We start from the raw sequence: 23,257 nt of genomic DNA on the forward strand, positions 1-23,257 counted from the left end.
ACGACACAACATATACAACATTTTTTTTCAATGCTTGACAAGTTTTAAGCACAAAAAAAGTCGCATTTCTGCGGCTTGGAAGGCATTTGGTGTTACGTATTATTCAGTTACAACTGTTGAAAACCCGAGTGTCAGAAATGCGGAAAGCTTCTGAAAACTTAAATTTGGATTTAAAACTATGTAAAGGAATAATCCTTGGAGACATGTAAAAAAGATAATGTTGATGACGGTTGATGACTGCCAATTTTTGTCGAGATTGAATAACATAGATGGGAATTGTATAATAATATTGGCTGTATTCTGAGAGAGGAGGAGGTCACATGGCAGGGATGAAAGTCGCCATAAAACCAGCAATATTAAACTGGGTTATCCAGAAAATACAATTCGAGAATGTGGCATCTTCTACTTTAGAGCTGCTTACAAAATGGCAAAGTGGCGAGAAAACTCCGACTTTTAATCAGGTAGAGGATGTAAGCAGGAAGATTAATATTCCGTTCGGATATTTTTTCCTTGACACGCCGCCTGTTGAGAATTGTCCTATTTTGGAGTATAGGACAGTTAATAGTGTCGCTATTCCGGAACCGAGTCGAAATTTAATTGATACATATGATCAGATGGTTGAGATGCAGGAATGGATGACAGAGTATCTGCAGGAAAATGGTTATGAGGAGCTTAGCTTTGTAGGAATTGTTACTTTAGATACGCCAGTAAATATAATTGTGAAGGCAATTAGGGAACATCTAAATCTGAATGTAAATTGGTTTGCTTCTTGTAAAACAGCAACCGAGGCTTATAAACTAATTTGTTCCAGAGTGGAAGAAATCGGCGTACTAGTTATGTCTAATGGTATTGTTGGCAATAATACGAGAAGAAAGTTAAATGTAGATGAATTTCGGGCATTTACAGTTGTAAATAAAAATGCTCCTTTGATTTTTATCAATAATTGTGACACGGAGACGGGAAAACTTTTTTCCATCATGCATGAATTTACCCATGTATTGTTGGGGGTTAATAGCTTATATAATGATGGGTGTGGGCATGAAGAGAACAGAAGCAATATTGAAAAAATATGTAATGCTGCTGCGGCCGAGGTACTTGTTCCCGGTGCCATTTTTAATTTTTTATGGGATAAAACTGATGAGACGATATCTGCGCATATGGAGACAATCGCTGGTTATTTCCATTGCAGTCGATATGTGATTGCGAGAAAAGCACTGGATCAGCATAAAATCAGCAGGAAAACCTATGACGAGACGGTTAAAGAACTTGATAAACAGTTTAAAGCATGGGAAGCGGAGCAAAGCAAAAATAAATCTGGAGGCGGAAATTTTTACAGAACAATGAGCAGCCGACTGGATCATCGTTTTATTCGGGCTCTTGCTCAGAGCGCAGAAGAAGGTAGAATACAGTATACGGATCTTTTTCGGATGACTAATACAAATCGCAGGACTTTCCAGAAACTTCTGAATGAAATAGGAGGTGCTGGATGGTAAATGAGAAGTATTTATTAGACGCGAACAGTTTTGTGACACCCTATCAAAATTACTATCCTTTCGATTTTGTGCCTGCCTATTGGAGGCAGCTTGAGCCATTGCTGAAACAAGATAACATTTCAGTTATGGACGTAGTAAGAGATGAGATACTCAAAGGCGGAGATAAGCTGACAGAATGGATCATGGCAATTGAAGGTATAAATATTTTGGATCGTCGTGATCCTAAAATTCTTGAAAGTTACACAAGAGTATTAAAATTTATTCAAGACAGTCCTTTTTATAATGATAAAGCACTTCGTGTATGGTCTGATGCGTCTGTTGCTGATCCATGGCTGATTGCCGCGGCAAGCGCATATGGTTATGTTATAGTAACAATCGAGTCAGGGGCAGGGAAGATTAATCCGAAAACGCCAAGTGGCAGACCCAAAATCCCTGACATCGCCAGAATAATGGGGGTTAGGTGCGAAAATCTGTTCTATTTTATACGCAAAACAGGAATTAAATTTACATGATAAGCTGGTAAGGGTTGATTGCGTGCACATCAAGAAACAGATGTGCACTTTTTATATGGGCTTTAGCTTGTTACAATTTATTTGTGAATAGTGACAAAATCCGAGGATTCCGCAAGAATAAAAATATGAGCGAAAAAGATAAGGATACAAGACAGTTATTAGAGAGGATCAGCCGGTTGGAAAAAGAAAACAGCCTGCTGAAGAAAATTCTTGAAAATGCGAGGATTGATTATAAAACTGTCATCTCGGATGAACCTTCGGGTTATTCTGAGCAATATGATCCGGATCAGGGTGGTCGCATTCATCCGATCGAGGTTACGGATAAGGTGGCAAATCAATTCTTCATGTTATTTTGCCGCGGCAGAAAAGAGGTTTACGAACTCCGTTATACAAATCCAAAGACAGGGCGTACAGGCTATTATACACAGTGTTTTAACCGATGGGATCGTGAGTGCCATAAACAGAAAAAAGATAATGTAAGGTGTAAGGACTGCGAGATTCAGGCTTATAAACCGCTTAACTACCATTTGATTAAGGCGCATATGGAAGGAAATGATTCCTATGGAAATGATGTGATTGCCATATATCCTATGCTCGAAGGCAATGTGTGTCAGCTGCTTGTGTTTGATTTCGATAATCACGCAGCAGGAGCGGCACAGACGGATTACGCAAACACAGATAATTCATGGAAGAGTGAAGTTAGTGCGCTGAGGAAGATTTGCAGGATTTTGGGAATTGACTGTGCTGTAGAGCGGTCACGATCTGGAAATGGTGCGCATCTGTGGATTTTCTTTAAAAAGCTGGTTCCGGCGAAGCTGGCAAGAAGATTCGGGTTTGCCCTGCTTGATAAAGGTGCGGAGAGTGTCAATCTGAAATCTTTTAAATATTACGACCGTATGATCCCGGCACAGGATATGCTTCCCAAAGGCGGGCTGGGAAATGTAATTGCACTGCCGCTACAGGGGCAGGCTTTGAAAAGCGGCAACAGCGCATTTGTAGATGAGGCATGGAACGCTTATCCTGACCAGCTGATGTTCTTAAGCGGTGTAAAAAGACTGTCAAAAGCCGAGTTAGAGAAAATCCTGCAGAAATGGACTGGACAGGAGATCACGAATCCGGAATCGGTTGAAAATGAGGACGCGGAACCATGGGAAAAGGGCAACGGCTTTCATAAGAGCGAAGTAATCGGAAAAGCAGATCTGATCATTTCGAACAGGCTTTATGTGGACACATCCAATATTTCCAACAAAATGAAGCGTGATATCCGCAGGATGGCCGCATTTTCAAATAGGCAATATTTTCAGAACCTAGCCATGGATCTGCCGAATTATAATACACCGAGATATATTTATTTGGGATCAGATGAGGGAAAATATATTGTACTCCCACGCGGTTTATCAGAAAAAATGATTTCAAAGCTGACACAGGCGGATATCCCATACTCCATAAGGGATAAGCGGTCGGAAGGCAAGCCAGTCAAAGTGAGATTTAATGGTAAGCTGCGGGAATCGCAAAAGGAGGCAGTAAAGGCTATGATGGCTCATGACAATGGAATTCTGCATGCTGCGACGGCCTTTGGGAAAACTGTTGTTTGCTGTAATATAATCGCGGAGCGTCAGGTCAATACCCTTATTCTTGTAGATAAAGCGGATTTAATGAATCAGTGGATAGAACGTCTTCATGAATTCCTGGTGATTGATGAGAAACTTCCGAAATATAAAACAAAGTCCGGACAAATAAGAACCAGAAAAAAATTGATTGGAAACCTGCAGGGAGCTCATGATACCCTGACTGGCATTGTCGATGTTGCAATGATCCGATCCTTAAAAAGAAAGGATGGATTCCATCCGCTACTGAAGGAGTACGGGCAGGTTATCATGGATGAATGCCATCATGCCGCCTCTGATTCTGCTATTGAAGTGCTGCAGGAAGTGCAGGCCAAATATGTGTACGGGGTAACGGCAACTCCAAAGAGAGGTGATGGGAAGGAGAAGATCAACGAATTTCTTCTAGGTCCGATTCGATATCGCTTTACGGAGAAAGACAGAGCAAGGGAGCAGAACATTGGCCATTTCGTTTATCCGAGATTTACGCAGACAGTTGCCCCGCATCATTTATCCAAAACTCCGTATGGAAATGCCGCGTTTGAACTAATCCGAAATAATGAGGTGAGAGATGCTCAGATTACAGAAGAGGTGGCGGCATGTGTAAAGAATGGAAGGACACCGGTAGTTCTGACAAAATATGTTGACCATGCTGAACGATTAGCGGAACGCCTTAAGCAGGATGCTGACAGGGTTATCCTTCTGACCGGGAAAAACGGAACAAAAGCACGCCACATACAGGTTGACGATTTAAAACATGTTTCAAAGTCGGAGACACTTATACTTGTCGGAACCGGTTCACTTTTGGGTGAGGGGTTTGATTGTCCAAGGCTTGACACGTTATTCATGGCAACTCCTGTATCCGGCGAAAATGTCGTTGAACAGTATGCAGGACGGCTGAACCGTGATTACAAGGGTAAAAAGAATGTCATTGTATATGATTATGTGGACTGCCATATTCCAAAGTTTGATAAAATGTATGCTTCCCGTCTGAAAGCATACAAAAAGATCGGATATGAGCTTTATTCCGGCGGAGAAGAAGAGGCTGACGGCCAGATAAACGCGATCTATGACATTGAGACCTATGCGGAGACTTTCTGGCATGATATTGAATTAGCAAAGTATAGTGTTGTCATTTCAAGTCCAAGGCTTAATGCTGATAAAGTGAGCCGATTAATAAAAACTATAGGAAAATGCCAGGAAAACGGTACAAAATGCACAATCGTCACATGGCATCCTGATGTATACGGGCTTGGAAAATCAGAAGCACGGATGGCTCTGCTGGAACGTCTTCGGAAAGCCGGATTTGAAATATATTATTTGGAAGAAACGTGTGAACATTTTGCGGTCATTGATCAGAATGTTGTATGGTATGGGAGCATGGAGCTTCTGGCAAAGCCTGATGTGGAAGACAATCTTATGAGGGTGCGAAGTGACAGAATTGCAGCGGAACTTCTGGAATTGACATTTGGTGAAGAGAAGAACATGCAGGAATGGTAATCAGACAAATATTACCTGCGTCATAAATGTGATTTTCCTGAAAATTAACTCTCGATATCGTCATCGTCGGCCGAAGCGCCAGCCTGTCGGATCAGTTCGATGATCTCGTCGATGCTTTTATCACTCTCTTCGACGACCTTCAAAAGCTCCTTCTTTTTCTGTTCGTTCCGCTTCTGCATCAGTTGCTCCAGCTTGTTTAACTCAGCCTCGTAGTGCTCCTTGGCTTTGCTGACAACCTGCTCTTGTTCCTCAATCCGTTCATCAAGAGAACGCCTTGTTCTTGCCATCACACTGCCTCCTTCATCTCATCAGACAGTTTAGCGCTGATCTCATTGGCCCACTTTTTAATGTTGACTTCATTGATCCCGAATGCTTTCAGGATCTCTTTCTGGGTCGCGGTAACCGCATAGTTCAGCCGGTATCTGTGATCCGGCTGCTGTATGATCTCGATCTTCTCCAGCTCCCGGATCGCAGCAGGAACAGTCATGTAGTTTCTCTTTTTATTGCTTTGTTTTTCCTGCTCAATCAGTTGATGATAAATGCGGTTTCTTACGATCAATGCCACAAACTCAACAAATATCCGTGCATTCTCTGTTTCATTCATATGTGCCCGCATTGTCCTGTTGCCGAGGAAGCATTTGTCCGCACGGAACAGCTTTTCCGAAACATCCCGGCTCTTGTAGAGCTCCAGCGCCTTCGAGGCAGTCATCTCAGCCGATGTGATGATAACGAAGTATCCGCAAAAACTGATCTCCCTGTTAATAACATCAGTCCTCTCCCGGGCATACAGAAACTTCTCGTCCTTCTGACCTTCGTGCCAGTAGATCAAATCAAAGTAGTGCTCCAGGGTTTGTTCAAAATGAACGGACTGGTTCTGATGCTTCTTAAAGTACTTTGCGAGCCTGGCAATCTTTGCTGTCAGTTCACCCTTCTCAGAGGCCTTCCTGCTGTCACTGTAATAGATGTGGAAGTATCTGTCATTCTCATCTGACGGAAACAGCTTCTGGTGGACTGTCATGCCATAGACGTTATAGCCCCGGATGTTCTTTGAATACTCATCCTCGAACCTGCCCTTGTTCGCGGTCACGATCTCATGAGCCAGAGACTTCATTCCCTTCATCATAATGATGAAATCGAAACCGTTCTTATCCATATACCGGATGTTCTCTCTGCTGAAGTATCCCCTGTCGAGGATGAACCCGATCTCGTGGTAGCCATAGCCTTTGGCTTTCTCAAGCATGATCTGCAGCTGCGACACATCTGTAATACTGCCCGGATACTCTTCATAAAAGAGAGGAACACTGTTGGTGTTATTATACGCAACGGAATAATTGAACACCGGCTTTCCGTTATCCTGTTTCGGATGCCCGAATTCTACACATTCCAGATCGCCTGCCTGGCAGTTCTTGTTCGTGGAGTCATAGGAAATATAAATTTTCTCACGGTGATCCTGTTTCTCATTCCATGTGTTCTGGAACATGATGATCTGATCAGGCGTGATTCCCTTCAGGAAATCACAGACTTTGGAATCGCTGTAAACATGCATACCTTCCGTAAAAAGTGGATGGTTAAATGCATACTCCGGATAATACTGGGCGACATTTCCCTCTGTAACCAGCGTATAGGCCGCAAGATCCAGAAACAATCCACTGTCCCTGCCAATCAGGGCATTCATTGTCTCATCCAGCTTATACTCCTGCAGGATCTTACGGACAACAACAAAGGTTCCGATCCTAAGGCATCCGCTTCGCTCTGGAGGCCTGTCCTCATTAGGAACAGAATCCGGAAAGAAGCGGAAAAAGTTTGCGTTCGGATACATCATGGTATCATCGCCAGGATCGGTCTTCCCTATAGATGTATCTTTCCCCTGACTGTATTTCTTCTCAGAGATGTAGGTACGTCCGTATGTATAGTAAACATAGGTTGTCCCTTTGATCGTCTTCTTCGTAATTCCAGTCGGAAGATCAGGGATTTTCACTGTGTAATTCTGGTACATTTTGCCCTCCAACAGAGAGTTAATTAACTCTCTATAACCTTATCACTTCCGCACCAGAATGCAACGAAAAATCCAGTATTTTCAATAAAAATCTGCTGTATCACATCTCCTCAGCAACGTTGAGAGTTAATTATCGGGAAATCCACAATAAAGTATTTGATCAGGAAAAATTGGACGTAGGTTTTCTAATTTATCACAGGAATAGGACTGTGTTTAAACTTCGTGGTAATTTATTTCAAAGCAAATACTGGATGGCACGATGAATGAACTTGCGAATTAAAAACCTCAGACTGGCCACCTAATAATTTGTATCCCTCTAATGAGAAATAATGAACAGATGTCCAGAATAGTTTTGCAATAATAGACAAAAACATGCTAAAATATAGAACAGAATTTGCGCTGATTCCACAAAAACGGGCCGCGGGAGAAGCAGATGCTGTTTCCGGCTGCTTTCCGGAAACAAGGACTGCGGCGGCAGGCAAGAGAAAAAAACGGACGAATACAGCGGCAGAGGGATAATAACAGCAGAAATCAACAGGAAAACGGACAGGAGGTGCAGTCAGATGGAGGCGGAGAATTTTCAGTATCTCTCGAAGGACGGGAAAACAAGCATACATGCCATGGAATGGGCGCCGGAGGGCAGATGCCGGGCCGTCCTGCAGATTGCTCACGGGATGGTAGAATTTATCGGGCGGTATGACCGTTTTGGAAAATATCTCTCCGGGCAGGGAATCTGTGTGGTGGGAAACGATCATCTCGGACACGGAGGCTCGGTTGCCTCGCAGGAGGATTACGGTTATTTTGCGGAAAAAGACGGAAATCTCTGCGTCATCGGAGACATGCATGCGCTTCGGGAGAGAACTCAGGAAAAATATCCCGGAATCCCTTATTTTATACTGGGACACAGCATGGGCTCTTTTCTGGTGCGTCAGTATATAGAAATCTACGGAGAAGGACTTGCGGGAGCCCTGATCATGGGTACAGGCGTTCAGCCAAAGGGTTCTCTTCGTTTTGTGAAATCGCTGGCACATCTGATCGGTTCTACCAAAGGATGGAGGTACCGCAGCAGTATGCTGAATAACCTGGCGCTGGGATCTTATAATAAGAAATTTGAACCGGCGCGGACCAGAAATGACTGGCTGACGAAAGACGAAAAAATCGTGGATGCCTATAACGCAAATCCGTGGAATAACTTTAAGTTTACGACCAATGCCTATTATAATCTTTTCCTGGGGCTGGAGTATGCGCAGGACATGAAAAATATCCGGAAAACCCCCAAAGATCTTCCGATCTTTATTTTATCCGGCGGTGACGATCCGGTCGGGAATTTCGGACAGGGACCGGAAAAGCTGCGGGACATCTATCAGGAGGCAGGTCTCACCAATGTACAGATGAAGCTGTATCCGGGAGACCGCCATGAAATTCTGAATGAGCTGGATCATGAGAAGGTGGATCAGGATATTCTGGATTTCCTGGAACAGCATGCGGAGGGCTGAAGATACACAGACCGTAAGAAGCCGGGACAAATAAGCACACCCACAGGGAATAGCAAAAGAGACAGCAGGAGAAGAATATGATCAGAAACACAGAAGAGAATTGCTGCCGTCCGGAGTTCAGGCGAAAGGGGACAACCCAAGTCCCGGTCTGGGCGGAATCCGCATTTCCGATGCTGGTATTTCCGGCGCTGGAGCAGACCGGGCTGGTCAGCCATGGCTTTACCACAAGGCTGGGAGGGGTCAGCCGGGATCACCTGGCTTCCCTGAATCTGAGCTTTTCAAGAGGAGACAGAGAAGAAAACGTCCGTGAAAACTTTCGCAGGGTGGCGGAATATTTTAATACAGAGGAAAGCCGGTTTGTGTTTACGGACCAGACGCACACCTCCAATATCCGTGTTGTTACGGAACAGGACGCAGGGAAAGGGCTGACCCGCCCGCGCGATTACGCGGAGGTGGACGGCCTGGTGACCAATGTTCCCGGCCTGGTGCTGAGTGTATTTACGGCGGACTGCGTTCCGGTTTTTCTGGTGGATCCGAGGAACCGCGCCATCGGCCTGGTTCATTCCGGATGGAGGGGAACCGCGGAGAAAATCGGCAGGAAGGCGGTAGAGCTGATGCGACGGGAATACGGCACCAGGCCGGAGGATCTGATCTGTGCCATAGGCCCTTCCATCTGCCGGGACTGCTATGAAGTAAGCAGCGATGTCGCGGAGGTTTTTCAGAAAGCGTTTCCCGGAAAAGAAGAGGAAATTCTCAGCGGGAAGAGGAATGGGAAGTTCCAGCTGGATCTGTGGAGCTGCGGCCGTCTGGTTCTGGAAGAAGCGGGTGTGCCGGCGGAGAATATTTCCATCACCGATATCTGTACCTGCTGTAATCCGGATCTCCTGTTTTCCCACCGGGCTTCGCATGGCAGACGGGGAAATCTCGGTGCCTTTCTCGTACTTCGGTAAGTTGCGGAGCCGGGATTTCGATACCGACGCATAGGAAGAAGAAAACAGGGAAGAGGATGGGAACGTAAATTGTATGACAATCCGCCGCCCTGTTATGGCCGGCTAAATCCCAGGACGGATATCTGCCGTCAGATAGTTCTTGCAGGCCGGGCCGGTCAGGCGCTATACTATCCGTGTCGTCAGTTGGAAAAAGCATTTTTTCGGGAGGCAGATATGCAGGAGTATTCACCTATTAAGGCAGGTAAGGTCAGGGAAATTTATGATGTCGGGGAAAACCTGATCATGGTTGCGACAGACCGGATTTCGGCCTTTGATGTCATTTTGAAAAATAAAGTGACGGGTAAAGGGAAGATTCTCACCCAGATGTCCAGGTTCTGGTTTGACTATACGAGCGATATTGTATCCAATCACATGGTCAGCGTAGACGTGAACGATATGCCGGAGTTTTTCCGGAAACCGGAATTCGACGGGAACAGCATGCTCTGCAAGAAGCTGAAGATGCTTCCGATTGAGTGCATTGTCCGCGGATACATTACGGGAAGCGGCTGGGCAAGCTATCAGAAAAACGGCGTTGTCTGCGGAATTACGCTGCCGCAGGGACTGAAGGAATGCGACAAGCTGCCGGAGCCGATCTATACACCAAGCACCAAGGCGGAGCTGGGAGACCACGATGAGAATATCAGCTATGAAAAAAGCATCGAGGTGCTGGAAAAACTCTATCCCGGACATGGTGAATATTATGCCTCCTGTCTGAAAACTTATACGATCCGCCTCTATGAAGAGTGCGCGGAGTACGCTCTCAGCCATGGCATTATTATTGCGGATACTAAATTTGAATTCGGTCTGGATGAAAACGGAGAAGTTGTCCTTGCCGACGAGATGCTCACGCCGGACAGCAGCCGTTTCTGGCCGCTGGAGGGATATGAGCCGGGACATGGACAGCCTTCCTTTGACAAGCAGTTTGTCCGTGACTGGCTGAAGGCAAATCCGGACAGTGATTACAATCTTCCGCAGGAAGTTATTGACAAAACAATAGAGAAATACCGGGAGGCTTACAGGCTTCTGACCGGAAATGAGATACAGTAACAATGTGAAAAAAGTGTGATAATAACGTGAAAAACCCGCCCCTGCGGCGGGTTTTTTCATTTTTTTTCTTGAAATCTTCTGTGGTTGTGATAGCATGGGGAAAGCTGTTTTGTGTTAGATGTACTTAAAATGTATGTTAAGCACTGTAAAGATTTGTTCTTGCCAAGGTTCCGGCGCGACCGGACATTCTCACTTATAGTACAGCGTCAGGAGACATCATGGAGATATCATTTCGTTTTAAGGAAAAAAAGAACCTGATTTGTTATGCGGTATTCCTGGGAATCGGCTTACTGCTGACCGTTCTTGCGCAGGCGTCTTTTCGCCCGCTTGTGCTTTTCGCCATCCTGTATTTTTTTATCTGCAGCATGCGGGTCAGGCTGTCGGACAAGCTTCCCTGGCTTTGGACCGGGATTCTGTTCGGCGTCGGCTCTATCTTCACAACGTACTGCATCCAGTACTGTATCCTGGATCCGCAGTCCTTTGAAAAGACATCTGACCGGACCCTGTTTCTTAATGTCCTCTGTGTGGCTTTTATTTATTTTATCTGCCACCTGATTTTCACCAGAAAACCCGGCCGCGCCGCGACACTGGCGCATTGTTTTCTGGTTGTTGTGGCCTTTATCGATTATTTTGTCTATCTGTTCCGCGAGAATGAGCTGAGCTTCAGCGATCTCTCGTCCTCAGGGACCGGGTTGAGTGTTCTCGCGCACTACCGGCTGCAGCTGCATGTCAGGGGTGTCTATGTTATTCTCGGCTCCATCCTTTTTCTTGCCGTTATCCGCCGCTGTGACATTACCTTTCAGAAAGCTGCCATGCACCGCGTGATTGACCTGGCGGTGATTGCCATTCTGTTCCTTTACGTGCATGGGGCGGCGGAAAACAGGGAGACGCAGACCTGGGAGCTGAAGGGCAGCTATCAGAACGGGTTTATGCTGAATTATTATCTGGGCATTCGCGACAGCTTCGTTTCCGCCCCGGATGATTATGATCTGGAAAAGGTGGAAGAGCTGGAGAAAACCTACAGTTCCGACTCTTCTGATTCAGAGAGTGAAGGGACAGCAGATGCTTCCGGCAGCGATACCGGCGCAGACGAAAGCCAGATTACATCTACGCTGGATTCCGGCAAGAAGCCTGTTATCATCACAATCATGGATGAGTCCTTTGCGGATCTTTCCACGGTAGGGGAATTTGAGACCAATCAGGAGGCAACCCCCTTTATTGATTCACTGAAGGAAAATACCATCCGCGGATATGCGCTGTCATCGGTGTACGGCGCCAAGACGCCGAATTCCGAATGGGAGTACATGACAGGAAATTCCATGGCCTGGCTTCCCTCCGGTTCCGTGGTTTACGAACAGTATCTTCAGAAGAATCCCTTCTCCATGGTGTCTACCTTGAATGCCGAGGGCTACACCACGATTGCCATGCATCCGTATTACTCCACCGGGTGGAAGAGAAACACCAATTATCCGAAGCTGGGTTTTGATGAACAGCACTTCATGGACGACGGGTATTTTGATGAGACGAATATTGTAAGAGATTATATTACGGATCAGGAACTGTTCGATAAGATTATCAACCGCTACGAACAGAAGGGAGAGGATGAAAATCTCTTTATCATGGGAATTACCATGCAGAATCACGGAGGATATGAGGATTATTACTCGAATTTTAATTCCAATGAAGTGACTGCGGAGGGCGGAAGGTTTAACGATGTGGATCAGTATCTCTCGCTGATTCATGAGACCGATAATGCGGTGAAAAACCTGATCACCTATTTCCAGAGCGTTGATCAGCCGGTAGAAATTATTTTCTTCGGCGATCATCAGCCCAGCCTGGACTCCTGGTTCTACTACACGCTGAATGGAAAAGGGATGTCCGGCCTGACCATGGATGAGATGGAGAATTTCTACAAGGTTCCGTTCTTCATCTGGACCAACTGGGATTCCCAGGAAAGAGAAGTCTCCTGCACCAGTCTGAATTACCTGTCAACGATGGCTCTCCAGGTGGCGGGCATTGATCTGCCGGCGTATAATAAGTTTCTGGCAGAGATGAGAGAACACATACCGGCGATCAATTCCAGAGGTTATTACTCGATTTCGCAGCAGAAGTTCCTGCATTTTGAAGATGCTGTTGGGGAGGAGCAGGAATGGCTGGATAACTATCAGATGCTGCAGTATAACTGCATGTTTGATAAGAAGCACCGGAGCAGTGTATTCTTTCCCTACTATGATTCTGCCGGAAATCTGGTAGAATAAAAAGCGTTGAGACACCTGAAAATCCTGCGGGGCACCATAGACGCCGGGACGGATCTGTGTGAGGGGGAAAATGGAAAAGATTGAGGCATTTCTAAAGCGGAAGGATATTGAAATTTCGCTGAAGCGGTATGGGATCGATGCGCTGGGCGCCATGGCTCAGGGGCTGTTCTGTTCCCTGCTGATCGGGACCATTATCAATACGATCGGCACACAGTTTCATGTGGAATTTTTGACGAATACGGTCGCAACGGTCGCCGGCGTAGATTATACGGTAGGCGGTCTGGCAACTGCCATGAGCGGGCCGGCAATGGCTGTCGCAATCGGATATGCGCTGCACTGTCCTCCGCTGGTGCTGTTTTCGCTGATCGCGGTCGGATTTGCCTCCAATGCGCTGGGCGGCGCGGGAGGCCCGCTGGCGGTCCTTTTTGTGGCGATTATTGCCTCCGAAGTCGGAAAGGCTGTCTCTAAAGAGACAAAGGTAGACATTCTGGTTACGCCTCTGGTAACGATTGCAGTGGGGGTGGGACTATCCGCCTGGTGGGCGCCCGCGCTTGGAAAAGCTGCCATGAAGGTAGGAACGTTGATTATGTGGGCTACAGATCTTCAGCCCTTCCTTATGGGAATTCTGGTATCGGTCATTGTCGGCGTCGCGCTGACGCTTCCTATTTCCTCAGCGGCAATCTGTGCGGCCCTGGGTCTTACCGGTCTTGCGGGAGGCGCTGCGGTTGCCGGCTGCTGCGCGCAGATGATCGGGTTCGCTGTGATGTCTTTCCCGGAGAATAAATGGGGAGGGCTGATTTCCCAGGGAATCGGAACCTCTATGCTCCAGATGGGAAACATCGTGAAAAACCCGCGGATCTGGATCGCGCCGATTGTAACATCCGCCGTCACCGGTCCGATGGCCACCTGTCTGTTTCATCTGCGTATGGATGGAGCGGCAGTTTCTTCCGGAATGGGTACCTGCGGTCTGGTCGGCCAGATCGGTGTATACACGGGTTGGGTTCAGGGGATTGCGGATGGTTCCAGAACCGCCATTACCGCTATGGACTGGGCGGGGCTGATTTTGATTTCCTTTGTACTTCCCGCCGTGCTGTGTCCGCTGATCAACCTGTTCTGCAGAAAGATGGGATGGGTCAAAGACGGGGATATGAAGCTGTCCTGAAGATAATGGTTTTAACGTGAGATAATTAAAAAGCGGGTTAGTTATTCCGATTATCTGATGTAGCTATTCTGTTTGTTATTAAGGGCAGCAAACAAGAAGCTCAGCAGACTTCTATTTTCTGGTTTGAAAGACAGGAAGAAAGAGGGAAAATCCTTCCAGCATATGGAATGGGTTTCCCCTCTCTTTTTTTGTCAGGCTTTACGATGCGGACAGGAAAAATAATTGTGCAAAATCAATACATGAAACGATTCAATAATGAGATAATATGTAGAAAAGAACATAATGTATTGAAATACAAGTTGTAAATATGTATAATATGTATAAATTGAAACGATTCAATTGAATAAGGAGCTTAATAATGGCAGAAAAAAGAAGATGTCAACACCCAACAATTAAAATGGTGGCAGAGGAAGCGGGTGTTTCAGTAGGAAGTGTCTCTAATTTTTTAAATCATTCTGCCAAATTAAGAACTGCAACATCAGAAAAAATTGAAAAAGCTATACGAACATTGGATTATTCCCCGGATTATGTAGCAGGTTCATTAAGGAGAAAGAAGTCGAAAAACATCATGGTGCTATCTCCTAACATGAACAATACGTTTCATACAAAAACACTCAGCACCTATACAGATATTGCTATAAAACATGGCTATTATATTCAGACATATGGTTATGAATACTCCCCGGCCAGGGAACGAAGCGCACTGAAAAGGGCAAGGAACAGTAAGTCCTGTCTGGTTGTTGTATTCAATGGCTGTGAGGATGAAGAGGAAATCAGCAGGCTGGTTTCCAGTGGCATTCCTGTTATTCTTGCAGACCGTCTATCCGATGAACTGAGGGTAAACATGGTTGCCTTTGATAATGAGAAGGTCTTTGACAGTATTCTTCCAATGGTTAAAGAAAAAGGCTATGACAGACTAGGTGTGTTTTTTGAGCCTGTAACAATTATCAATCTGGTCAGGAGATATGAAGGAATTAAGAGGGCGGCAAAAAAAGCAGGTGTTCAGTGCGGAGAGAAAGAACTGTTCTGTGATAAGACTTTACGGCTGGACAATCTGCAAAACGGATATTTATATATGCGTAGTGTTTTGGAAAAAAATACTTATGAAAGTCTGCCGAAATGCTGGATTTGTTCATCGGATAATCTTGCCATTGGTGCATTAAAAGCTTTTCGGGAAAAGAAATATCGTGTTCCGGAAGATTTTTCGATTATTGGGTTTGATAATATTGCAGTTTCGAGTTTTGTTAATCCGCCATTAACTACTGTTGATCAGGACCAGAAGCTGCTGGGTGAAAAATTGTGGGAAATGACAGAGATAACGCTGTCCGGTAACATAGCGGGAAACCGTATTATCATACCGCAGAAACTTGTTTTAAGAGAGAGCTTTTAGTTGATATTCTATGTTTCTGTCGACGGTTATGCAGAAACTGGGAATAGAGTTGAATGGCGGTTTTATTACATTTCTGTCAAAGGAGGAGAACTATGAAGAAAAGAATCGTCGTAACATTGCTTACCGCTTCTATGTTTGCAGCGCTGGTGGCTGGCTGCGGTTCATCCGGGGGAAGTACTGCTTCATCAGGAGAGTCGTCTGCGCAGGCGTCTACGTCTGCAAGTCAGTCAACCGCATCGGAATCAGCAAGTGCAGCGGCATCGACAGCAGCTTCCAGTGCAGAAAGTGAAGCAGTAACGTCAACTTCAGTTTCGTCTGCTTCTGGAACTGCATCTGATGCTCCGGCGCCTGGAAACTGGAGCGATGAGGAAGCTGTTAAAAAGGCGGTAGATGAACAATGGGAAATTGCAGTGGTTCCCAAGGATTCCACGAACCCGTGGTTTGTAAGAATGAAAGCGGGAGTGGATAAGTTTGCTTCAGATACGGGAGTTAATTGTTATCAGGTTGATACAGGAACTATTGACGCTACCCATCAGGCACAGCAGGTTGAGGATTTGATTTCACAGGGAGTAGATGCAATCTGTGTTGTTCCGGTTGACATAGAGTCCATGGATCCGATTCTTAAAAAGGCAAAAGATGCAGGGATTACTGTTATCACGCATGAAGGTGCCGATCTGGAAAACGTGGATTATGACATTGAAGCTTTCTCGAACGCGGGATATGGAGCTTTTCTTATGCAGAACCTTGCAGATGCAATGGGAGAAGAGGGTACCTATACAACTATGGTGGCTTCCCTGACAAACGGATCTCATAATGAATGGGCGGATGCGGCAGTCGCTTATCAGAAAGAACATTATCCGAATATGAAATTGTTGGAGGAAAATCCACGCGTAGAGTCAAACGATAATGGTGATACGGCATACAATGTGGCCAAGGAACTGATTAAGACTTATCCGGATTTAAAGGGCATTCTTGGTACATCTTCTTTTGACGCACCTGGTGTGGCACGCGCTATTCAGGAGCTTGGACTCCAGGGCAAATTCTTTACTACAGGTACAGGTATGCCGGCTGATAATGCCGAAATTTTGAAGTCCGGTGTTGTTAAGTCCCTTACCGTATGGGATCCCGGCAAATCCGGTGAGGCAATGGTGGATCTTGCATGCAAAGTCCTTGCTGGAGAAGAAATTGAAGAGCCATTAAACCTTAATGTTGATGGATATACAGCAATGACCAGAAGATCTGGTTCGGATACGGTTTTTGAAGGCCAGGGATGGGTAACTGTTACCGCTGATAATTGTGACAGCTTTGGTTTCTGACATTTTTAGTCAGAAGATGACAGCAAATCCCTAATAGAACATAAGAGCTGTCGCGTTTTTCGTGGCAGCTCTTCGAGGTTATATGGAATCAGCAGTGAAAGGAGTTTCAATGGGAGCTAATGATGAGATGCTTTTGCTGAAGGCTGAGCATATCAAAATATCTTTTGGCAATGTTCATGCGCTGAAAGATGTTTCTTTAAGTATCAGACCAGGAGAAATTCATTGCCTTGCAGGTGAGAATGGGTGTGGAAAGTCAACATTAATAAAAATAATTTCAGGGGTTTATCAGAGAGATGGAGGCACAATTGAATTTAACGGGAAAAAGCTCGATAAAATAACACCAATTGATGCCATCAATATGGGAATACAGGTAATCTACCAGGATTTTTCTCTTTTTCCCAATCTTACTGTTGCAGAAAATCTTGCATTAAATACGGAAGTGGCTTCCGGAAAAAGATGGGTGAGCTGGAAAAATGTAAGAAAGATAGCAGAAGATGCTGTTTCTAAAATTCATTTGAATATTGATCTGGAAGCGAAAGTTGGAACTCTTTCGGTTGCACAGAAGCAGATGGTTGCGATCAGCCGGGCGCTTATGTTTAATGCGAAACTGATTATTATGGATGAGCCGACAACTGCTCTGACGAAAAAGGAAGTCGATGCATTATTTAAAATTATTTTGAATCTGAAAGCCCAGGGAATAGCGATTCTCTTTATCAGTCACAAGCTTAATGAAGTTTTTGAAATCTCCGAGAGATTTACCATCTTACGAAATGGTGAAATGGTTGCAACCGGAAACACAAAAGACCTGGACGATTCTAAATTCACTTATTATATGACAGGCCGGGAATTTGAAAATAAAAAATTTTTACCGGCTAAAGTTTCAGAGAAACCGATTTTTGAGTTGGATGATCTGACAAGCCCGGGTTCTTTTGAACATGTAAATATTAAACTTCATGGAGGCGAAATTCTTGGCATTACCGGATTATTGGATTCTGGCCGTACAGAGCTGGCTCTGGCAATGTTTGGAATGCTCCCTGCCTCCTCAGGAAAAATTATCCGCAATGGAAAAGTTGTTGAGATAAAAAATGCCCGGGACGCTATAGCAAATAAAATCGGTTATGTTCCGGAAGATCGTCTGTCAGAGGGTCTGTTCCTTCAGAGGTCAATTGCAGATAATATTATTATCTCGGAAATTGATCATCTGACCAGTAAAGGTATTTATGACAGAAAAAAACGTGACCGTGAAGTAGGCAACTGGGTACATGAAATGGAAGTAAAAACAGACAATCCGGAGAATCCGGTTACGACTTTGTCCGGCGGAAATCAGCAGAAGGTTGTTCTGGCAAAATGGCTGGCTACAAAACCTGAGGTCTTGATTCTGAACGGTCCGACAGTTGGAGTAGATATTGGCTCGAAACATGATATTCATGTTATCCTTCAAAAACTTGCAGAGGATGGGATGGGAGTCATAATTATCTCGGATGATCTTCCTGAAATAGTGCAGAATTGTTCAAGGGTTGATGTCATAAAAGAGGGTCGCATTGTCGGTGAATTTTCAGGAGAAGGATTGAATGAGGCAGCAATTCTCAGTGCTATGATGTGAGGGATTAATGATGAATAATAAATTAAAAAAAATATTTCATTCAAATGAGCCATACATTTTTCTGATCATAATCTTGCTGGGAGTACTTGTTCAGATTCGTTCCGGACAGTTTTTTACAGGAAACAACCTGGTTGATCTTTTTAGTGCCTTAATTGTTCCGGGATTGTTTGCCATTGGTGAATTTATGACTTTGCTGTCGGGAGGGATTGATGTTTCATTTCCTGCTCTTGCTTCCTTGTCGGTTTATGCGACAACAAAGCTATTGCTTGATCGGGGGTATCAAGGGAATGTAATTGCAGCTTTTGCAATTGCGATCGCTTTCGGGGCTGTATTAGGCGCATTGAATGGTTTTTTAATCGGATACCTGAATCTGAATGCCATGATTGTAACACTGGGGACCTCCAGTATTTTTCAGGGACTCATGCAGGGAACGCTTCGTGCTAATCAGCTCTCTACGATCCCGGCGGGCATGAAGACATTTGGAACGGTTCCGTTTATTTCAGCCACAAATAAAGTAAACGGGTTAACATCAGTACTTCCCTATACGTTTCTTGTACTGGTTGGAGTCTGTGTTCTTATGTATCTTGTTCTGCATTACACGATATTCGGACGTGGTATTTACGCTATAGGCGGGAATGCAAGCAGTGCGCATGCTGCCGGATTCAATGTAAAGCGGACAAAGTTCATTATGTATATTATTATCGGAATGATAGCTTCTGCCGCTGGTATCTGCAGGACATGCATGATGCAGCAGATGCACCCGACAAATATGCTTGGGATGGAAATGAATATTATTGCGGGAGTTGTCCTTGGTGGTGTTGCACTGACGGGAGGCTCAGGCTCGCTTTTGGGATGTATGCTTGGGACATTTTTGATTGTCATGGTGCAGAATTCTATGATATTAATTGGAATCCCGACCACATGGAGTGATGTTTTTGTAGGAGCTGTCATAATTATAGGGGTTATTGTCAGCGCTCTTCAGTCAAATCGCTATGAGAAAGTCAGAACATCAAAGAACAAGGAGGCGGCTGCAAAATGAGAAAATTTAAGAAGGCCTTTAACTCAAATATTGAGGTTTCGAGATTACTGGTTATTATGGCGTTCTGGCTGATTTTTATGGCTGTCATGCAGGGCGGAAAATTTTATTCCGGTAAAAATTTCCTTACAATGGCAGGACAGTTTCCGGAGTACGGGTTGATGGTTCTAGGTGGGATGCTTCCGATGATTACCGGCGGAATAGATTTATCCCTGGTAGGAACTGCGAATTTTACATCTATTCTCTGTGTTTTTCTGGCAGTCAGGATGTTTGGTGCAGATGGAACCATGCCCTTTGGCTTTATTGTCGTGTTTTTTCTTATTGCTGCTATCGTTGGAGTTTGCGTTGGAAGCCTGAATGCTCTGCTGGTATCAAGATTAAGTGTTCCTCCGATTCTTGCAACATTAGGCGTCAACGAACTTCTGCTTGGATTGAATATAGTTATGACCGGGGGCGCGGCGATTTCTGATTTTCCAAAAGAGTTCTGTGATTTCTTTTCACAGAATATCGGTGGTTTTTTACCGCGGAAGGTTATTATTTTTATCCTGATTGCTTTTCTTGTCTGGTTTCTTCTTGAAAAAACAACCTATGGGACCAAAATAAGGCTTTATGGTACAAATGCACATGTGGCGGAATTTTCGGGAATTAATACAACAAGGCTGCTGTTTAAAACGTATATTTTATCATCTGTGTGTGCTGCACTTGGCGGATTAATGATGCTTGCTACCTATTCCTCCGCGCGTGCGGACTATGGTTCGAACTATACCATGCAGGCAATTCTTCTCATGGTACTTGGCGGCGTAAGCCCGAATGGCGGAAAAGGAAAAGTTTCCGGTGTCATCACTGCCATTATTCTATTAAAGTTTATTGAATCAGGTATTAACCGTTTTAAGAGTGTATCCACGTATTATGTGACATTAATTTGGGGTGCTGTGTTAATTCTGGCGCTGGTTATGGATTACTTTGGAGAAAAGCCAAGAAAAGTCAGGGTCAAGAAACAAGGATAAATGGGGGAAGAGAAAATGTCTGAAAGAAAATTTGGACAGATTGGACGGTTGAAGCCGGAAAAAATTGAAGAGTACAAGCGCCTGCACAGGGAAACTGTACATACCTCAGAATGGAAAGGCGTTCTTGAAATGATCCATGACTGTAATATACGAAATTATAGTATTTTTATTGAGGGCGATTTGGTTTTTGGATATTTTGAGTATGTGGGTGCAGACTATGCGCAGGACATGAAAAAAATGGCTGCGGATAAAACAACTCAGGACTGGTGGAAGTTGACAAAGCCCTGTTTTACAAAATATGCGGATAGTAGCACAGTAGAATTTTATACGGACATGGAGCAGATTTTTGATTTTGCAGGTTAAGCAGCGGATAACTGAGATCTATTTGTCACAGAGCCAAAGGAGGAAAGACTTATGAAAATGGTGAAAGACAAGCAGTTACTTATGGGTGCAGATTTTGCGGGATATCCTTTAAAAGAAGAAGTCAAAAAATATCTGGAAAAGAAAGGATGGGTCATTAAAGATATCGGTGTGCAGGCAGACTCTGATCCAAATGATACGGAGCTGATGTTCCACAGAATCGGACTGCGGGTTGGCTCGATGATTACAGAAAAAGAATATGAGCGTGCGCTAATTTTCTGTGGAACTGGTATGGGTATTCATATAGCGGCCAGTAAATGTCCGGGCGTGCATGCTGGTGTAGTGGAGTCAGTGCCGGCGGCATTTCGCGCGATTACCGGGAATGGCGTAAATGTGCTGGCAATGGGAGCCTTTTATGTAACACCCGAATTGGGCAAACAGATTGCAGATGCGTATCTTTATAATGATTTTGGCAGTGGATGGGAATGGTGGCCTGATTTCAAGAGGTTCCATCAGATTGCCATTGATGAATTAAATGCGTTTGATTATAAAACGTACAAAGAAAATGGCTTTAAGGTGAAGCATATCGATGACTGTGAGTGCAGACTCTATGACAGGCCTGAGAACTTTTCGCCTGTACCTTTAATGGTAAAGAGGGGGAATGACTGATCCATTCAGTATGAGGTTCTTTTGCGTACATTTTTCATGAGCATGCGTGCTTTATAATGCGTATATAGAAATATCTGAGCTCTGCGGCTGTTGCAATAACAGTCGCAGGGCTTTTTTGGAATTAAAAAAAGACTTAAAGAGTCAGGGATTGTTTTTTTGTATATTGGCTTCTGTACGATCATAGTAGAACTGAATTCTGGCATTGCCTGACTGATTGTAAGATAAATATAGATTCTATCTCCTTTTTCCACAACTCGAGATATTTCATGAAATTGATAAGACTATAGGTTTTTGCTTCAATGCAAAAGCAATTGATGTCTAACCCCTGTAAAGGGAACAAGCTAAGGCAGCACATTAGAGAATGCCTATGGCTTGTTTTTTTTATAAATTAACAGATGGGCATTTAAACAGGATTTTGTGATACGTGAAGGGAGGGTGGACTTTTGCAAGACTTTTTATGCGTAAGATTTGTTTAAAAAGGGGAATACTCAATTCCAATGTGATGATAAGTTTATAACGCACTCAAAGATGGAGCTCCTGACAGTATATGCTAGTGCTGGTATTTCGATAGAAAAATCACTGCTTTTCATAAGGGAAAATTTTTTCAATCAATATTTTGGTGAAAAAATTCCCAATCTTTTAACGAATATGAAATATGTATATATTGATATTAACGATTAAATGTAAAAAATAATAAAAAGATTTATGCAAAGCGCTTTCATAAAATGAGAAAAACGGATGAGATTCTCAAAAAATGACAAAAATCAAAGAACCATTAAACAATGAATTTTAGGAGGGGGAAATGTTATGAAAATAATGCAGTTTATTAAAAAAGTACCTGCTGGAATGATGGTTGTTCCACTGCTGGCAGGGTGTCTGGTGAATACGTTTGCGCCGAACGCTCTTCAGATTGGCGGTATTACGACGGCAACATTTTCAAGCGCGGGTAGTTCTTGCGCTTTAGGTATTCTGTTATTCTGTATGGGAACGAATCTAAAGGTAAAAGAGCTCCCAGCGGTTTTTAAACGAGGAGGGTTGCTCTTAATAGCTAAGTTTATAATAGGAGCGCTTCTGGGAATATTGGTTGGCAAATTATTTGGTTCCAATGGTTTCCTTGGAATTTCAAGCATGGCAATGATTTGTGCAGTTACAAACAGTAACGGAAGCGTTTATTTTGCGTTAATGCAGCAATATGGTGATGATAAAGATTGTGCGTGTATGCCGATTTTGGCAATAAATGATGGACCGTTCTTAACGTTGGTAGCCCTTGGGGCATCCGGGCTGGCAGATATTCCTTTTATGAGTTTGGTTGCTGCTATTATTCCCATTCTTGCCGGCATGATCTTGGGAAATCTTGATCCTGAGGTGACAAAGTTTTTTGGCCCACTGGGAAGCGCTGTTATTCCATTTACGGGCTTTTCTCTGGGGGCAGGAATTAGTTTAAAGAGTGTCATTACTGGAGGCGTTTCAGGAATTATTCTTGCGTTGATCACTATTTTTGTGGGTGGCATATTCATCGTTGCGTGTGATCACTTTATAGGTAGAAGACCCGGTTATGCAGGTTGGGCTGTCGCGACAACAGCTGGAAATGCGGTGGCGGTACCGGCTGCAATAGCAACTGCAGATGCAGCCTGGGCAAGCTTCGTATCAATTGCGACAGTACAGGTTGCAGCATCCACGGTTCTTTCTGCGCTGATTGTTCCTTTTATTGTTTCATGGTGGGCCAAGAAATATGGCTGTCCGAAATATCCGAAGCCAGGGCAGGTATTTGATCCGCCGGCAGATGGTAAACCGATTCCACAAAAAGGGTAATCAGTTT

Annotated in this window: 18 protein-coding genes; 16 read left to right on the forward strand and 2 right to left on the reverse strand. The window is 44.4% G+C overall.

The window, feature by feature from the left end:
- Positions 1-320: 320 nt before the first annotated feature.
- The 3 genes from FYJ60_RS09515 (at position 321) to FYJ60_RS09525 (ending at position 5,109) form a co-directional block, all read left to right on the forward strand.
- The gene (locus tag FYJ60_RS09515; protein WP_154458458.1) at positions 321-1,493 is read left to right on the forward strand and encodes an ImmA/IrrE family metallo-endopeptidase; all 1,173 of its coding nucleotides are present in this window, start codon (positions 321-323) and stop codon (positions 1,491-1,493) included.
- Complete coding sequence (locus FYJ60_RS09520; protein WP_154458459.1) at positions 1,487-2,005, forward strand: DUF4411 family protein; 519 nt, start codon at positions 1,487-1,489, stop codon at positions 2,003-2,005. Before FYJ60_RS09515 ends, FYJ60_RS09520 begins: the two co-directional genes overlap by 7 nt.
- Before the next feature lie 125 nt (positions 2,006-2,130).
- Positions 2,131-5,109 (forward strand): TOTE conflict system archaeo-eukaryotic primase domain-containing protein, encoded by a 2,979-nt coding sequence (locus FYJ60_RS09525; protein WP_154458460.1) that lies wholly within the window; start codon positions 2,131-2,133, stop codon positions 5,107-5,109.
- Between the two features lie 44 nt (positions 5,110-5,153).
- Here FYJ60_RS09525 and FYJ60_RS09530 read toward each other — a convergent pair whose 3' ends face one another.
- Complete coding sequence (locus tag FYJ60_RS09530) at positions 5,154-5,396, reverse strand: ErpK protein (protein WP_154458461.1); 243 nt, start codon at positions 5,394-5,396, stop codon at positions 5,154-5,156.
- Positions 5,396-7,105, reverse strand: a complete 1,710-nt coding sequence (locus tag FYJ60_RS09535) for an IS1634 family transposase (RefSeq protein WP_205839050.1) — start codon at positions 7,103-7,105, stop codon at positions 5,396-5,398. Before FYJ60_RS09535 ends, FYJ60_RS09530 begins: the two co-directional genes overlap by 1 nt.
- A 563-nt stretch (positions 7,106-7,668) precedes the next feature.
- Here FYJ60_RS09535 and FYJ60_RS09540 point away from each other — a divergent pair.
- The 13 genes from FYJ60_RS09540 (at position 7,669) to FYJ60_RS09600 (ending at position 23,250) form a co-directional block, all read left to right on the forward strand.
- Positions 7,669-8,601, forward strand: coding sequence for an alpha/beta fold hydrolase (locus tag FYJ60_RS09540; protein ID WP_154458462.1), 933 nt, complete (start codon positions 7,669-7,671; stop codon positions 8,599-8,601).
- A gap of 77 nt (positions 8,602-8,678) precedes the next feature.
- Entirely contained in the window at positions 8,679-9,551 is an 873-nt protein-coding gene (pgeF, locus tag FYJ60_RS09545; RefSeq protein WP_154458463.1) for a peptidoglycan editing factor PgeF, read from the forward strand.
- A 213-nt stretch (positions 9,552-9,764) separates the two neighbouring features.
- Positions 9,765-10,637, forward strand: a complete 873-nt coding sequence (locus tag FYJ60_RS09550) for a phosphoribosylaminoimidazolesuccinocarboxamide synthase (RefSeq protein ID WP_154458464.1) — start codon at positions 9,765-9,767, stop codon at positions 10,635-10,637.
- 218 nt (positions 10,638-10,855) lie between these two features.
- Positions 10,856-12,895, forward strand: a complete 2,040-nt coding sequence (locus FYJ60_RS09555) for an LTA synthase family protein (protein WP_154458465.1) — start codon at positions 10,856-10,858, stop codon at positions 12,893-12,895.
- A gap of 70 nt (positions 12,896-12,965) precedes the next feature.
- Positions 12,966-14,057, forward strand: a complete 1,092-nt coding sequence (locus tag FYJ60_RS09560) for a PTS transporter subunit IIC (protein WP_154458466.1) — start codon at positions 12,966-12,968, stop codon at positions 14,055-14,057.
- A 358-nt stretch (positions 14,058-14,415) separates the two neighbouring features.
- Entirely contained in the window at positions 14,416-15,447 is a 1,032-nt protein-coding gene (locus FYJ60_RS09565) for a LacI family DNA-binding transcriptional regulator (protein WP_154458467.1), read from the forward strand.
- Positions 15,448-15,539: 92 nt separating this feature from the next.
- The gene (locus FYJ60_RS09570; protein WP_235903382.1) at positions 15,540-16,763 is read left to right on the forward strand and encodes an autoinducer 2 ABC transporter substrate-binding protein; all 1,224 of its coding nucleotides are present in this window, start codon (positions 15,540-15,542) and stop codon (positions 16,761-16,763) included.
- A gap of 109 nt (positions 16,764-16,872) precedes the next feature.
- Positions 16,873-18,366: a sugar ABC transporter ATP-binding protein gene (locus FYJ60_RS09575; protein ID WP_205839051.1), complete on the forward strand. Its 1,494-nt coding sequence runs from the start codon at positions 16,873-16,875 to the stop codon at positions 18,364-18,366.
- Between the two features lie 7 nt (positions 18,367-18,373).
- Positions 18,374-19,405, forward strand: a complete 1,032-nt coding sequence (locus FYJ60_RS09580; RefSeq protein WP_235903383.1) for an ABC transporter permease — start codon at positions 18,374-18,376, stop codon at positions 19,403-19,405.
- On the forward strand, positions 19,402-20,409 hold the full coding sequence (locus tag FYJ60_RS09585; RefSeq protein ID WP_154458468.1) for an ABC transporter permease: 1,008 nt from the start codon (positions 19,402-19,404) through the stop codon (positions 20,407-20,409). Before FYJ60_RS09580 ends, FYJ60_RS09585 begins: the two co-directional genes overlap by 4 nt.
- A complete protein-coding gene (locus FYJ60_RS09590) occupies positions 20,410-20,772 on the forward strand; it encodes an L-rhamnose mutarotase (protein WP_235903384.1) in 363 nt (120 codons plus the stop codon). It abuts the gene before it with no gap.
- A 51-nt stretch (positions 20,773-20,823) separates the two neighbouring features.
- The gene (locus FYJ60_RS09595) at positions 20,824-21,438 is read left to right on the forward strand and encodes an RpiB/LacA/LacB family sugar-phosphate isomerase (RefSeq protein WP_154458469.1); all 615 of its coding nucleotides are present in this window, start codon (positions 20,824-20,826) and stop codon (positions 21,436-21,438) included.
- A gap of 807 nt (positions 21,439-22,245) precedes the next feature.
- Positions 22,246-23,250, forward strand: a complete 1,005-nt coding sequence (locus FYJ60_RS09600; protein ID WP_154458470.1) for a 2-keto-3-deoxygluconate permease — start codon at positions 22,246-22,248, stop codon at positions 23,248-23,250.
- The last annotated feature ends 7 nt before the right edge of the window (positions 23,251-23,257 follow it).

Source organism: Bilifractor porci (assembly GCF_009696005.1).
Lineage (GTDB): Bacteria > Bacillota > Clostridia > Lachnospirales > Lachnospiraceae > Bilifractor > Bilifractor porci.